Below are 13,041 nucleotides of genomic sequence, written 5' to 3'. Positions count from 1 at the left end.
GCCACACCCTTTATTTGTGAACCGCATGCTTGCCACCCCCATCGCCTGCCGCCGCCTGAACGATACTCCGCACCACCATTTTTTCGGCTACTACAACAAGACCGTCTGGCACCGCGACGGCCGTTATCTGCTGGCCAACCGCACGCCCTTCAAGGACGCTGTGCTGACGCCTGAACTGCGCGCCGAGGTGGGCTATTTCGACCTGCGCGACGGCGACCGTTTCCATGCCGTGGGCGAAACCACGGCATGGAACTGGCAGATGGGCTGCCAGCTCCAGTGGCTGGACGGCCTGGCCGACCCGCAAATGATCTACAACTGCCGCAGCGAGGACGCCAGCGGGTTCTATCCCGGCTTCCGTTCGGCCATCCACAACATCGCCACCGGCAAGACCCGCATCCTGCCGCTGCCCATCTATGTGGCCGCGCCCAGCAGCCGCTACGCGCTCTGCGTGGACTACCGCCGGCTCTACATCACGCACCAGACCATCGGCTACAGCGAGCACGCGCCCGGCCCTGTCGCCAACGCCCCCGCCGACGACGGCATCCACACGCTGGACCTCGAAAGCGGCCAGCATCGCCTGCTGGTCAGCTACGCGGACTTGCGCAACTTCCATCCGCGCGACTCGATGGAACGCGCCATCCACTGGGTCAGCCACATCGAGGTCAATCCCTCGTCCACCCGCATCCTGTTCCTGCACCGCTGGACCGAACGCGTGGAAGACGAGACCTGCTTCCTGCACCGCCTGATCACCATGAACGCCGACGGCAGCGACATGCGCCTGCTGGAATGCTCCGACCACCCGCTGCCGCAACTGGCGGACGACTTCGATCCCGATGCGGTCGGCACCTTCGACTACGAAAAGTCCGAATACCAGATCTCGCACCCGCTCTGGCGCGACGACCGCTCGATCATCGTCTGGGGCCCTCATGGCGGCAGCATCCACTACCACCTGTATGAAGACGCGCCCGGCGGCGCCGTGCAGGTCGTGGGCGACGGCGTGCTGACCGAGAACGGCCACATGACGTTCTCTCCGGTAAATACGCGCTGGCTGCTGAGCGACACCTATCCGGACGCCGCCACGCACGAACGCATCCTGTTCCTCTACGACATGCGGACCGGCCAGCAGCATGCGCTGGGCAGCTTCTACGCCGATCCCGCCCTGTCCAAGGAAAACCGCTGCGACCTGCACCCCCGCTGGAGCCGCGACGGCGCCCAGGTCTGCATCGACTCCGTGCATGAAGGAGAGCGGCAGATGTATGTGCTGGACGTGTCGCCGATCGTCGGGACCGGCGCCTAGGCCCTCTCGCCGTTCCCGTTCGCGGCCCAAGCCCTCCGTCAGTCCAGCTTCACCTTCGCGCCCTCGATCACGGGCTTCCATTTCAGGTAGTCCTGCTTGATGGTCGACGCGAACTGATCCGGCGTCGTGGGCATGGCCTGCGCGCCTTGCGCGGCCAACGCCTCCTGCATGGCGGGCAAGGCAAGCACCTTGTTCAGCTCGGTGTTCAGCGTCTGGATAATGGCCTTCGGCGTTTTGGCCGGCGCCAGCAAGCCATACCAGACGCGCACATCAAAGCCGGCATAGCCCAGCTCAGCCACCGTGGGCACGTCGGGCAGGATCGGACTGCGCTTGGGAGAAGTGACGGCCAGCGCGACGGCGCTGCCCGCCTTGATCTGCGGCGCCGCCGAAGGAATCGACGTGAAGATCACCGGCACCTGCCCGCCGAGCAGGTCGGCCATGGCGGGCCCCGAGCCCTTATAGGGCACATGGACCAACTTGATCTCTGCGCGCTGCTGCAGCAGTTCGGCGGCCAGATGCGTGATCGTGCCTGCCCCGGGCGAGCCATAGTTGACGGCGCCGGGCGTCTTCCTGGCCGCGGCAATCAGCGCGCCCAGGCTCTGGTATGGGCTGTTTTTCCCTGCCACGATGACCAGGGGCGCCTCGCCCACGATGCCGATCGGCTCGAAGTCCTTGACCGGGTCGTACGAGAGCTTGCTGTAGATGGAGGGTGCGACGGCCAGATTGTCGACCTGGCCCATCACGATCTCGTAGCCGTCGGGCTTGGCGCGGGCCGCCGCCCCGATGCCGATCGTTCCCCCTGCGCCGGGCCGGTTCTCGGCCACCACGTTCCACTTCGTGGTCTCGCCCAGCTTGGCGCTTACCGTGCGCGACAGGAAATCCGTGCCGCCGCCGGGCGTGAAAGGAACAATGATGCGTATAGGCTGGTTCGGATACAAATCCTGGGCCTGTGCGCTTGCAGCGAGGCCTAGTACAGAGGCTGATAGCAGCAGGGTGCGTAGCATGTCGTGTGTCTCCGTCGTTATCGGTATGGGCTGCCGTTTCGCAGCCTTGTGGTCTGACCGCGGCGCCGTCAAATGACGCCGCGTTCCTGCAAGCCGTGGATATCCTGCTTGGCGAACCCGAATTGCCGCAACACGCGCTCGGTATCGGCGCCCAGCGCCGGCGCCGCCGCCACGGCTTGGACCGGCGCCTCTGAAAACTTGATCGGAAAGCCCAGCATCCGGACCGTGGCGTGCTCGCCATGGGGCACGTCTATCGCCATCTGCTGATCCTGGACCTGCGGGTCTTCGAACACCTCCTGCAGGTTCAGAACCTGCCCGCAGGGCACGCCGAACTGATTCAGCCGTTCGATCCAATGCGCGCTCGTGTGCTGCCGGGTGCGCGCCTGGATTTCCGCGGCAATGGACGCGCGGTTCCGCATGCGGTCGGCGTTGGTCTGGTAGCGCGGGTCGGCGCGCAGGGCGGGAAGCTCAAGCGCGTCCAGCAGTTTGGAATAGATGACATCGTTGCTGGGCGCGATGGCCACCTGGCCGTCCGCCGTCTCAAACAAGCCGTAGGGCGACGCGATGCCGTGATCGTTGCCGGTGCGCGCCGGCAGCTTGCCGTCGGCAAAGTAGTTCGACGCCTGAAAGCTCAACAGCCCGATCATGCTGCCCAGCAGGCTCACGCTGACGCTGTCGCCCTGCCCCGTGCGTTCGCGGCGCAAGAGCGCCGCCACGATGCCCAGGGCGCCGTTCATCCCGGCGATCAGGTCGCTGATGGGCGGCCCGGCGCGCATGGGAGGCTCGTGTTCGGCGCCGTTCAGGCTCATGAATCCGCTCATCGCCTGCGCAATGAAATCAAAGGCCGGCCTGTCCCGATAGGGCCCGGTCGTGCCGAAGCCGTTGATGCTGCAATGAATGATGTCGGGCCGCAGCGCCTTGAGCTGTTCGTCGCCCAGTCCCATTTTCTCCATGACGCCCGGCCGGTAGTTTTCCACCACCACATCGCACTGCGCGATCAACTGCCGGAGAACCGCTTTGCCTTCGTCGCTGTACAAGTCCAGAGTGACCGACTTCTTGTTGCGGTTGTAGTTGGCGAAGTACCAGCTTATGCCATCGCGGATGACGCCTTGCCGGCGCACCGGGTCGCCCTCCCCGGGCGCCTCTATCTTGATGACGTCGGCGCCCATGTCGGCCAACAGCGAGGTGCAGAAGGGGCCTGAAATGATGCGTGTCAGGTCCAGGATGCGGAATCCGGATAAGGGCATGGGTTTCCTCAGCCTACGGCAGCCGCGGCGCCGGCGTAGTCGTGCAGCGCCAGGCGCGGTCCGGCCTTCATCACCTGGCCGGGCAAGCTGCGTGTCATCACACGCTCCAAGCGGCGGGCGACCTGAATCAAGGCAGGCAGGTCAATGCCCGTCTCGATGTCCATTTCGTGCAGCAGATTGACCAGGTCTTCGGTGCAGACGTTGCCGGTGGCGCCCGGCGCGAACGGGCAGCCGCCCAGGCCGGCCAGCGATGATTCAAAGCTGGTGATGCCGGCGCGCAGCCCTTCCACCACGTTGACCAGGCCCAGCCCGCGCGTATTGTGAAAATGCAGGGAGAGCTTCATGCCGGGAAAATCGGCTCGCAATGCGTCTACCGTCCGGCGCACCAGCTTGGGCGTCGCCATGCCGGTGGTATCGCCCAGGGTCACGGCATCGAAACCCAGGCCGGAGAACTGGCCCACGATGGTTTTCAGCGCCCCGATATCCACGTCGCCCTCGAACGGACAGCCAAAAGCTACGGCAATGGCGCCCTTGCGCCCGATCGCATGGCCCTGCAACAGCGCAGCCACGTCTTCGATATCGCGCAGCGATTGCTCCACGGGCCGGTTGAGATTCTTCTGGTTATGGCTTTCGCTGGCCGACAGAAACACCACCACCTCGTCCGCGCGCGAAGACAGGGCGCGCTCCACGCCCCGACGATTGGGCGCCAGGGCGCCCAGCACCACGCCTGCGCGCTTGTCCACCTGCTCCAGCAGCGCCGCGGCATCGCTCAACTGCGGCACGGCGCGGGGCGACACGAAGGAAGTGGCCTCGATATGGCGCACGCCTGCCGCGATCAGGTCATTCAGGATTGCGGCTTTAGTCTCGGTAGGCACGAATTCGGGCTCGCTTTGCAGGCCGTCGCGCAACCCCACCTCGACAATCTCAACTCGACCGGGAAGGCTCACGTCTTTCTCCTGACGCCCGGGCCTGGCCCGGGTCTATGGGTTCGTGAACTATCTTGCGAGATCAGGCCTGCCGGCACAAATCGTGAATCTTCAATGGGGCATCGCAAAACGCGACGGCTGGCCCGCCGGGACGCCGCGGCCTCACGAAATACTGCATTGCAGCGCCCCAGGCGGAGTCCTCTAGAATTCCTTCCGCCGCTCAAGCGCTGCCCGTAGCCTGGACCTCTTGGAGCAGATGGTCCAACAGCAGGCGGGCGGCGCCGGACAAGGGCTCATTGCTGCGCACGCACAATTTGAGCTGGCGCTGCGCCCAGGCGTCGGTCAGAGGGATAATCCGGAGGTCTACGCAGGCGAACAGGGACAGCGCCTTGGTCGGCACGATGCCGATGCCCAGATCGCCGCGCACCATCGACACCAGCGCGTCGTAGGAGGTCACCTGGAACCGCAGCCGCACCGTCCGGTTGATGGCCGCCGCCTCGCGGGTGAACAGATAGTCGGCCGCGCTGCCGCGATGCATGCCCACATGGTCGTAATCCAGCGTGTCGGCAAACGCGATGCTGCGGCGGGCCGCCAGCGGGTGGCCGTGGTTGACCACCAGCGTCATCACATCGCGCTGGTACGGAAAAACATGCAGTCCGCTCTCGTCGTCCGTCTGGGTATAGATGCCGATGTCGGACACATTTTCCTGAACCGCCCGGGTCACGGCGGAACTGACATTTTCTTCCAGGTCTATCCGCACATCGGGGTGCCGGTCAAGAAAGCGGCGCAGCTCCTCGGGCAGGAATTGCGTGATGGACGACAGATTGGCGGCAACGCGCACACGCCCGCGCACCCCCGACGAAAACTCGCGGATTTCATCCGCCAGGCCACACGCCTGGTGCAGCAGCGCCCGCGCATGCCGCGCCAGCGCAAGCCCCGCGCTGGTGGGCTCCACGCCGCGCGCGTGCCGGTTGAACAGGACGACATCCAAGGTCCGCTCAAGCTCGGACAACCGTTTGCTGAGCGCCGATGGCGCGATGTGTTCACGCGAGGCCGCCGCCGCAATACTGCCTTCCTCAAGGACGGCCACAAAAACCTGCAGGGTATACAGGTCCAGGCGGGGCGCGGGTGTACGGGTGAGCGTATCAGGTGTCGTCATCGGAAAAGCCCAGGCGTAAACGTTAAATGTAATTCTTGTTGACTGTCACATGAATGGCATCCGGGAAACCTAGCATGGACTCGAAACTGTCATCGTCGGATTCGGCAGATCCGCGCCTAACACCTTGAGAGAGTTGGGGTCATGAATCGAGTCATCGTCGCCGAGACCGCTTTAGGAGCGGTACTGAAGTTCAAAAGCATGCATGGACGGGAAGCCCTGTCCGAACTGTATGAGTTTGAGGTGGAGCTCGAAGCGGAAACGACCGCGATCAGCGCCCCCTCTGTCCTGGGCAAGCCGCTGACCCTGGAGATTGAAACCCAGCATGGCGCCAAGCGCTATTTGAACGGCGATGTCGCCCGGTTCGCTTATGTAGGCCAGGAGTCAGGAGGATTGCGACTGGCCCGCTATCGCGCAACCGTGCGGCCCTGGCTGTGGTACTTGACGCGCAACCGCGATTGCAGGATCTATCAGAACAAGAGCGTTGTCGAGATATTGGAAGAAGTGCTGGGCTCGTATTCTGGCTATGCCTACGAAAAAAAACTGCAGGGCGCCTATCGAACCCGCGAGTATTGCGTCCAGTACGAAGAAAGCGATTTCGATTTCATCAGCCGGCTGATGGAACACGAAGGAATCTATTACTACTTCAAGCACGAGAAAAACCTGCACACGCTGGTGCTGATCGACGACATGGGCGAGCACGAGCCCCTGCCGGACTATTCCGCACTGGACTACTTCCCCCAGGAAAACAATGTGCTGGCCCGGGAGCAGACCATACACGCGTGGAGCAGCGAGGAAGAACTGCGGGGGGTCGAGTACGTTATCAACGACTACGATTTCAGGAAATCAAGCCTCAATCTGCAAAGCCGCCTCAAGCATACCCACCCGGTCGCGCAGGCCAATCATGAAATCTATGAGTGGCAAGGGGGATACGTCGATATCCAGCATGGCGAGCATTACGTCAAAGTGCGGCTTGAGGAAACCCGCTCCGCCAGCGAGCGCAGCAGCGGCGGCGCCAATGTGCGCGGGCTGGCCCCCGGCTACACGTTTCGGCTGCGCCGCAGTCCGCGCAAGGCGGATATCAGGGAATATCTGATCCTCTCGGTCGATTACTTTCTGGCCGAGGCGGGCTACCAGTCGCGAGACGGCGTCGGGGAGTACCGCTACGAGTTCACGGTTCAGCCTACCAGCCTGCCCTACCGCGCGCCCATGGCAACGCCCGTTCCCAAAACGACCGGCCCCCAGACGGCCGTGGTCACGGGACCCGCGGGCGCGGAGGTCTATACCGACGAGTACCAGCGCGTGAAACTTCTTTTCCGCTGGGACCGCTACAGCCAGCCCGACGAGAACAGTTCCGGCTGGGTGCGCGTATCGAATGATTCGGCGGGTAGCGGCTATGGCGCCGTGAGCACGCCGCGCGTAGGGCAGGAAGTGGTGGTGGACTTCATCGGCGGCAACCCCGACCGCCCCTTGGTGACCGGCCGTGTCTACAACGATCACCAGATGCCGGCGGGGGGATTCAGCCCCTCGCCCACGGTTGTGGGATTCAGCAGCCGCTCCCACTATGGCAGTCCGGCCAACGAAAGCCACCTGTACATTGAAAACAAGCTGGGCAGCGAATACGTGGAGCTGCATTCGGAAAAGGACCTGCATGTGGTGGTGGAAGGGCTGGAGACGCGCGGCGTGGGCGCATCCCGGACGACCACGATCGGCACATTCGAGGACAACACCATCACCGACCACCAGAAGAACCTGGTGGGCTCCTATCGGGACACAACGGTCGAGGGGTCCGATACGCTCAAGGTGACCGGAGGCGACCGGGTAGAGACGTTCTCGCACAAGTATGCGAACACCACCAAGTCAGACATTGACATGACGTCCACCGACGGCCATGTCCACATCAAGGCAGATACCGGCTACGGCAAATTCGAGGCGAAGGACATCGTGCTCGTCAAATCGACGGGCGATAACAATGTCAACATCCAGAAAGGCGGCGACGACCATCAATTGGGTCTCGAAGGGGACAATGCGACCCTTAAGGCGCCCACGGACGTCTATATCCAGGCAACCGGCGGCCTGGGCGAGTTCACCACGTCCACCAGCATGAAGCTGCGCGCCGATGCGGGGCCGCTGGATATTCAAAAAGGCGGCGATGCGCATTCCATAAAAATGGAAGGCGATGCAATGACAGTGAAAGCGCCGGCCAGCATCACCTTCGAATCGCCCGAACTGATCTGGAACGGCGCGGCGGTCAAGGAAACCCACAAAACCCACTTCACAAATGGCTGGTGGAAAGGCGAGGCCTTTCTAGAGGTGTTCCAAGTCCGCGGATTTCATCAGTCCGTGACGGGCCTTCGGCACCAGGCCAGCGCCACGCAGAACACCTACTATGTGAAGAAGTCGGACATCGGGGCCATCAAGGTGGATTGCGGGGGCATTTCCTACAAAGGCTTTGTGGAGGAGGCGGAGTTTGGTGAACTCAAGGCAGTGTTCAAGGCGCTCTTCTTGATCGTATGAGCCTTGTGAAAACACCTGCCGATCAATGAAAGTTCTCAAGCCAAACCGACTCTCCTGCCTTGCCCGGCCGTACAGGCATCTGAACAGCAATTATCTGGCCACCACCGTCTATGCGATGGTGGACTTTTCCTCCGGGTTCCACCTGGAGACCGAGCAGCGGCTATGGGGCCTGTTCAACGAAGAGTCCGTTCTGAATTTTGGCGCGGAAGCGCTGGACTTCGGCATTCCCAAGCGCACCCCCGAGATCATTCTGAACGCCTATGCGTTTGGAAAATATGCCGTCAATGGCAGAACCGCCGTTTCGGTCTCGGTCAACAACGTCAGGAAGGACCTGTGGGTCAGCGGGGATCGCTACTGGACGGACGGCAAGCCAGGCCCGGCGCTTCCTTTCGACACGATGCCCATCAATTGGCGCAACGCCTATGGCGGCGAGGGGTTCGAGGAGAACCCGCTGGGCAAAGGCCATCGGGCAACAGAAATCAATGGCCTGCACGTCCGATTTCTGCCGAATATCGAAGACCCCGCGCATCCCGTTATTCGCGAGGGGCAGCGCTACGCGCCCGCCGGATACTCCGCCATTCCCATCGAGTCTCCCGGCAGGAACCGGATGCTGGGCACGTATGACGAACATTGGCGGACTCACGAGTTTCCCGGGTTTGCCAGGGACATCGATTGGGAATATTTCAATCAGAGTCCGGCGCGGCAGCGGCTCAACCGTCTTCAAGCGGGAGACAAGATCGTCTTTACACATCTGCATCCGGGCAAGGAAAAACTGGCCACGACCATTCCACCGCTTGTCGCCAGGGCCTTCATCCGGAGGGCAGAGACCATTGCGCGGCGCGCTGGCTTCCTGGAGGAGGTCCCGCTAGGGCTCACCACCTACTGGGCTTACCCGCACCTGGAAAAGGCGATTCTGCTGTACCAAGGCGCCGTGCCGGTCAGCGAGGACGATGCCAGCGACGTGAGCCATGTGTTGTACGCGGCGGAGCATGACGGTTCGGCGAAATCGCCTGCCTATTACGAAGATGTCTTTCACCATCGAGTCGATCCGGAAACCGGCGCGCTTCACGCGCTGCTTGAGAAGCAGCTTGTCGATACCCGTTTTATTCGCAGCACATCCCTTGATGAGATTTCGCTATCCCCCTTGCTGCAGAACAAGCGCAGAAAGCTGGAAAGGGAACTGGCGCAGAACGCGTCGCGCAAAGACGGCTATTGCGCCAAACCCGAGGATGCCGCCCGGGTCGAGGCGGAGCTGGCGTGGCTGAAGAAAAGCCAGAACGGCAAAATAGCGCGGGATGACGTCGTTCTGGACATGCTCCAGCGGCAGCAGCAGGAGATCAGCCTGAAGGCGGTCAAGCAGCAATTCAGGGAGCGCCGGCAAGCATCCACGCAGGGACCTCACGAGCGGTCGCAAGCCGTCGAGCATGACCAGCAGCGCTTTCTGGAAGAGCGCCGGAAAGCCCTGCTGGCTCGCATGAAAGAAGACGCCGAGAAAGATATCGAATCCGGCAGAGGGCCGCAGGCCATGGCCGGCCAAGCCGCGCAAGACCAGTTGCGGCGGCTTCGGCTCCAGCAGTTTGAACAGTTTGCGGACATCGTCTCCAGCGCGCCCGGCGCCAAGCCGGCAAAGCGAGACTGGTCCGGCAACCCGAAGAGGCTACATCGGATTTTCGGCCTGAATCAGCTGATCACCGAACCCTTGCCCGCCGGCTTCGATGGCTACGAGCTGCACGGTTTTGTTGCCGCGGCCGCCTCTTACGCGGGCTGGAACTTGCGCGGCCTGACGATAAGGGAAAGCCGCATTTCCGGCTGTGATTTCTCGAAGTCGCAGATGGCATGCTGCGATTTCGACCAGGTCGTTTTCAATGGCTGCGATTTCTCATCGGCCGACTGGAGCCAAGCGCATTTCAGGCAATGCCAGTTCATCGCTTGCCGGCTGCCCAACGTGCAGTCGGACAAGGCGAAGTTTGAAGACTGCCGCTTTGTGCAGTCGGACCTGACTGCGTGGATGCACCTCAAGATCACCTTGAAAGGCTGCGTGTTCGAGCATTGCCGCTTTGTCAATTTCTCCTGCATGCGCGGCAGGCTGGAGCGGGTTGAATTTGAAAATTGCCATTTCCTGAGGCATGCCTTTATCAAAGGAAGGGTAATGGGGCTGCGCATGGAGGCTTGCCGGATCGACTCCCTGTCATTCGTCGGCATAGCGGCAATACAAGGGCTGCGCATTTCCCGATGCGACGCGTCGAAGCTGTATGTGGCCCCGGAGACCTCCATCCCGGACATCGGCATCTCCCATTCGACCATCTCTGCATCCAGCTTCAGAACCGTCGACTTCAACCATGGAAACGTCGTGGCCAGCGACCTGAGCACTTGCGATTTCTCCGAAGCAAAGATGCAGGACGTGAACCTTGTGGACAGTTTCTTCAAGCGATGCCTGTTCATACGAACCGACCTGTCCCAGGCTCGCATCGCCAACTCGGATTTCAGCGAGGCCCAAATGAAGTCGGCGGACCTGAGCGGCGCCGACTTGCGGCATGTGTCATTTTTTAGTGCGGAGCTGTCCATGATCAGGGCTGATGCCGGCACGATTCAGCGGGATATGTTGATGGACCGATCCAACGCCTATCCGCTGCGCAAGAAGCCATGACGCCGGACCCGGTACAGCAGCAGTTCCTGTCTCGCGTGAACGACGGGGAGTCGATCACAGGCTTTCTATGGAAAGACCTGGCTTGGCACGGGGTTGCATGGCATGGCGCGGAGATCCGCCAGTGCATTATTGAGCGCAACACGTTCACCGGAATGGACTGGCAGTCATGCCATATCGACGGCGCGGTGTTCGTCGGGGCGCGATGGTCGGACGCGATACTGAGGGACTGCGTGTTCACAAGCTGCCGCTTTGTGGATTGCGTGTTTGAAAGCACCACGTTCCACACGCATCAGTTCCTGGAATGCGCCTTCGAAGGGTGCGTGTTCCGCGCGTGCCAGTACGCGGAGGGCGCGCTGATCAACGCGCCGATTCTTGATCTGGCCATAGAGGCGTCACGGGTGGAAAAGCTGGTCCTGTCCGGCAATCGGCAGGTACGGCTGCGGTTCAAGGACTCCGCCTTCCTGCATCTGGTGCTGGCCGATTTCAATTTCAGCAATCTGACGCTGGAAAACGCTCGCTTCACGAATCTGATCGCGATGGAGTGCACGGCGAAGGACTATGTTTTTCAAGGCGTGCCGCTGTTTCAAAGCCAGTTTACCGACAGCGACATGGCCGGCAGCGACTTCTCGCATGCGGATTTATCCCAGGTTTGCTTCAAGGGCTGCGGGTTGCAGGCGTGCCGGTTCGACCGGGCCAATATGCGGCAGGCCTTGGTAATGCAAGCCAACGCAGCCAACGCGGTCTTTGCCGGCGCAAACCTTGAGTGCGCCAATTTTTCCGACACCAACTGCGAGCGCGCCAATTTTCGTGGCGCCGACATGAACATGACGATCTTGAACCGCAGCAATCTGCGGCATGCCGACTTTTCAGGCTGCGACATGGCGTTTACGGATTTCTCTTACTCCGACATCAGCCAGGCCGATTTCAGCGGAGGGCGCTTCATGCGCAGCAAGCATCATGCGGTCATCGACCACGATACGCGCTATGGATCCAGGCTTGGCATTCTGCCTGCGGACCATGATCTGCTTCGCGCGGAACAATGGGTGAAATTGCCATGAATCACCGTCGGCAGGATAGCGACATGCCGGCCGGAGCCGATGGCGAGCCGGCCGGCGCGGACCGTTCTGATCCGCTGCATCCGCTGCTGCTTCAAAAAGCGGCGACATCATTCAGCGGGGATACGCAGGTTCATAGCGCGTTTCTTGTCGACGCCCATGACCATGCCTTTTTTACGGTCAGCAATCGCGTGCACGGGCGCCAATATCAGGTCAAGCGCGCGGCGAGCTGCCTGCTGCTGCCCGAGCCGGGCGACAGGGTCTTGGTGTCCGGCGACGCGGCGGGCGGCCTCTACATTATTGCGGTGCTGGAACAGGGCGCCGGCGGGCGCGCCACCTTGCACGTCGATGGCGAGCTTGCCCTGTCCGCGGACGCGCTTACCCTGAAAGCAAACAGCCGCCTTGCAATGGAGGCCGACGCCTTCAGCCTCAAGGCCGGCTCGGGCGACGTCGACACAGTGGATTGGGCAATCAAGAGCCATCGCTATACGCTGGCCAGTGTCGAACTCGATGTCATGGCCCTGACATCCAAGTACACCGGCGATCAACGCGAGTCGTACTACCAGTCCGTCACCGAAACGACGGGCCGGTCCGCCCGCTACGTCACGGGCACCGACACCGTCAAAGCGGTCAATCTCGACTATGCCGCGGACTTTATTGCCCGGCTTAGCGGAAACACCACGCTTATCAACGGCGAGACCTTGATAAAGGCCGACGGCAAGCAAATTCTTGTGGGCTAGGGCCTGCACACCTTTCGCGAGGAGATATCCATGTTTGCAAATGCACAGTTCGGAGGAATGGATTTGGGATTTCCGGACGTCTGCAAGACGCCCATCCCGCCCATTCCCTATCCGAACATGGCCATGGGGCCCATGACCGTCCCGGTGGCGTTCAATGTCCTGGCCGGAGGCGGGCCGTGGCATAACCTGATGAGCGCCCGTCCGCTCACGATGGGCGACACCCCGGGCGTCGGCATGGGTTTGGTCTCGCAAACCGTGATGGCCCGGCAGCAGCACGTCACCGGCGCGTTTACCGTCATTGTGAGAGGCTCGCCCAGCACGCGGATGACCAGCATCGGGCCCGCAAACCTCATCAATTGCCCGACTTCGTGCCGCGTGGTTCCCAGCCAGCTTAAAGTCCTGGTGCTGGCGCCCTGATGATGTTGCGCCGCTGATCGCGCGGATCCTGGATA

Annotated in this window: 10 protein-coding genes; 6 read left to right on the top strand and 4 right to left on the bottom strand. The window is 62.0% G+C overall.

Annotated elements, in window-relative coordinates; genetic code table 11:
- Positions 1–25 precede the first annotated feature (25 nt).
- Complete coding sequence (locus ACFWP0_RS22165; protein WP_377845675.1) at positions 26–1,297, top strand: hypothetical protein; 1,272 nt, start codon at positions 26–28, stop codon at positions 1,295–1,297.
- Positions 1,298–1,335: 38 nt separating this feature from the next.
- Here ACFWP0_RS22165 and ACFWP0_RS22160 read toward each other — a convergent pair whose 3' ends face one another.
- From ACFWP0_RS22160 to ACFWP0_RS22145, 4 genes are all read right to left on the bottom strand, one after another.
- Entirely contained in the window at positions 1,336–2,301 is a 966-nt protein-coding gene (locus tag ACFWP0_RS22160; RefSeq protein ID WP_377845672.1) for a Bug family tripartite tricarboxylate transporter substrate binding protein, read from the bottom strand.
- A gap of 68 nt (positions 2,302–2,369) precedes the next feature.
- A complete protein-coding gene (locus ACFWP0_RS22155; RefSeq protein WP_377845670.1) occupies positions 2,370–3,548 on the bottom strand; it encodes a CaiB/BaiF CoA transferase family protein in 1,179 nt (392 codons plus the stop codon).
- A gap of 8 nt (positions 3,549–3,556) precedes the next feature.
- On the bottom strand, positions 3,557–4,495 hold the full coding sequence (locus ACFWP0_RS22150; protein WP_377845668.1) for a hydroxymethylglutaryl-CoA lyase: 939 nt from the start codon (positions 4,493–4,495) through the stop codon (positions 3,557–3,559).
- 199 nt (positions 4,496–4,694) lie between these two features.
- On the bottom strand, positions 4,695–5,633 hold the full coding sequence (locus ACFWP0_RS22145; RefSeq protein ID WP_377845666.1) for a LysR family transcriptional regulator: 939 nt from the start codon (positions 5,631–5,633) through the stop codon (positions 4,695–4,697).
- Between the two features lie 141 nt (positions 5,634–5,774).
- On the opposite strand from ACFWP0_RS22145, the gene ACFWP0_RS22140 reads away from it, so the two are divergent.
- From ACFWP0_RS22140 to ACFWP0_RS22120, 5 genes are read left to right on the top strand one after another with little or no spacing between them, the layout of a single operon-like run.
- Positions 5,775–8,147, top strand: a complete 2,373-nt coding sequence (locus ACFWP0_RS22140) for a type VI secretion system Vgr family protein (protein WP_377845664.1) — start codon at positions 5,775–5,777, stop codon at positions 8,145–8,147.
- Positions 8,148–8,172: 25 nt separating this feature from the next.
- Positions 8,173–10,794 carry a DUF2169 domain-containing protein gene (locus ACFWP0_RS22135; RefSeq protein WP_377845662.1) on the top strand — a complete coding sequence of 874 codons (2,622 nt, stop codon included), beginning with the start codon at positions 8,173–8,175 and terminating at the stop codon, positions 10,792–10,794.
- Positions 10,791–11,852 carry a pentapeptide repeat-containing protein gene (locus ACFWP0_RS22130; protein ID WP_377845660.1) on the top strand — a complete coding sequence of 354 codons (1,062 nt, stop codon included), beginning with the start codon at positions 10,791–10,793 and terminating at the stop codon, positions 11,850–11,852. The genes ACFWP0_RS22135 and ACFWP0_RS22130 overlap by 4 nt, the downstream gene beginning before the upstream one ends.
- A gap of 23 nt (positions 11,853–11,875) precedes the next feature.
- Positions 11,876–12,589 (top strand): DUF3540 domain-containing protein, encoded by a 714-nt coding sequence (locus ACFWP0_RS22125; protein ID WP_377845658.1) that lies wholly within the window; start codon positions 11,876–11,878, stop codon positions 12,587–12,589.
- 30 nt (positions 12,590–12,619) lie between these two features.
- The gene (locus ACFWP0_RS22120) at positions 12,620–13,006 is read left to right on the top strand and encodes a DUF4150 domain-containing protein (protein WP_377845657.1); all 387 of its coding nucleotides are present in this window, start codon (positions 12,620–12,622) and stop codon (positions 13,004–13,006) included.
- Positions 13,007–13,041: the final 35 nt, after the last annotated feature.

The sequence above is a fragment of the Achromobacter sp. NPDC058515 genome (assembly GCF_042721735.1).
Lineage (GTDB): Bacteria > Pseudomonadota > Gammaproteobacteria > Burkholderiales > Burkholderiaceae_B > Achromobacter.
Note: the sequence above shows the minus strand (reverse complement) of the source record. Positions and strands in the feature narration are given on the sequence as shown.

Bases quoted from the DNA above. Each gene is read 5' to 3' on its own strand.
- ACFWP0_RS22165 (WP_377845675.1), top strand. From the start codon at position 26: ATGCTTGCCACCCCCATCGCCTGCCGCCGCCTGAACGATACTCCGCAC.
- ACFWP0_RS22160 (WP_377845672.1), bottom strand. From the start codon at position 2,301: ATGCTACGCACCCTGCTGCTATCAGCCTCTGTACTAGGCCTCGCTGCA.
- ACFWP0_RS22155 (WP_377845670.1), bottom strand. From the start codon at position 3,548: ATGCCCTTATCCGGATTCCGCATCCTGGACCTGACACGCATCATTTCA.
- ACFWP0_RS22145 (WP_377845666.1), bottom strand. From the start codon at position 5,633: ATGACGACACCTGATACGCTCACCCGTACACCCGCGCCCCGCCTGGAC.
- ACFWP0_RS22140 (WP_377845664.1), top strand. From the start codon at position 5,775: ATGAATCGAGTCATCGTCGCCGAGACCGCTTTAGGAGCGGTACTGAAG.
- ACFWP0_RS22135 (WP_377845662.1), top strand. From the start codon at position 8,173: ATGAAAGTTCTCAAGCCAAACCGACTCTCCTGCCTTGCCCGGCCGTAC.
- ACFWP0_RS22130 (WP_377845660.1), top strand. From the start codon at position 10,791: ATGACGCCGGACCCGGTACAGCAGCAGTTCCTGTCTCGCGTGAACGAC.
- ACFWP0_RS22125 (WP_377845658.1), top strand. From the start codon at position 11,876: ATGCCGGCCGGAGCCGATGGCGAGCCGGCCGGCGCGGACCGTTCTGAT.
- ACFWP0_RS22120 (WP_377845657.1), top strand. From the start codon at position 12,620: ATGTTTGCAAATGCACAGTTCGGAGGAATGGATTTGGGATTTCCGGAC.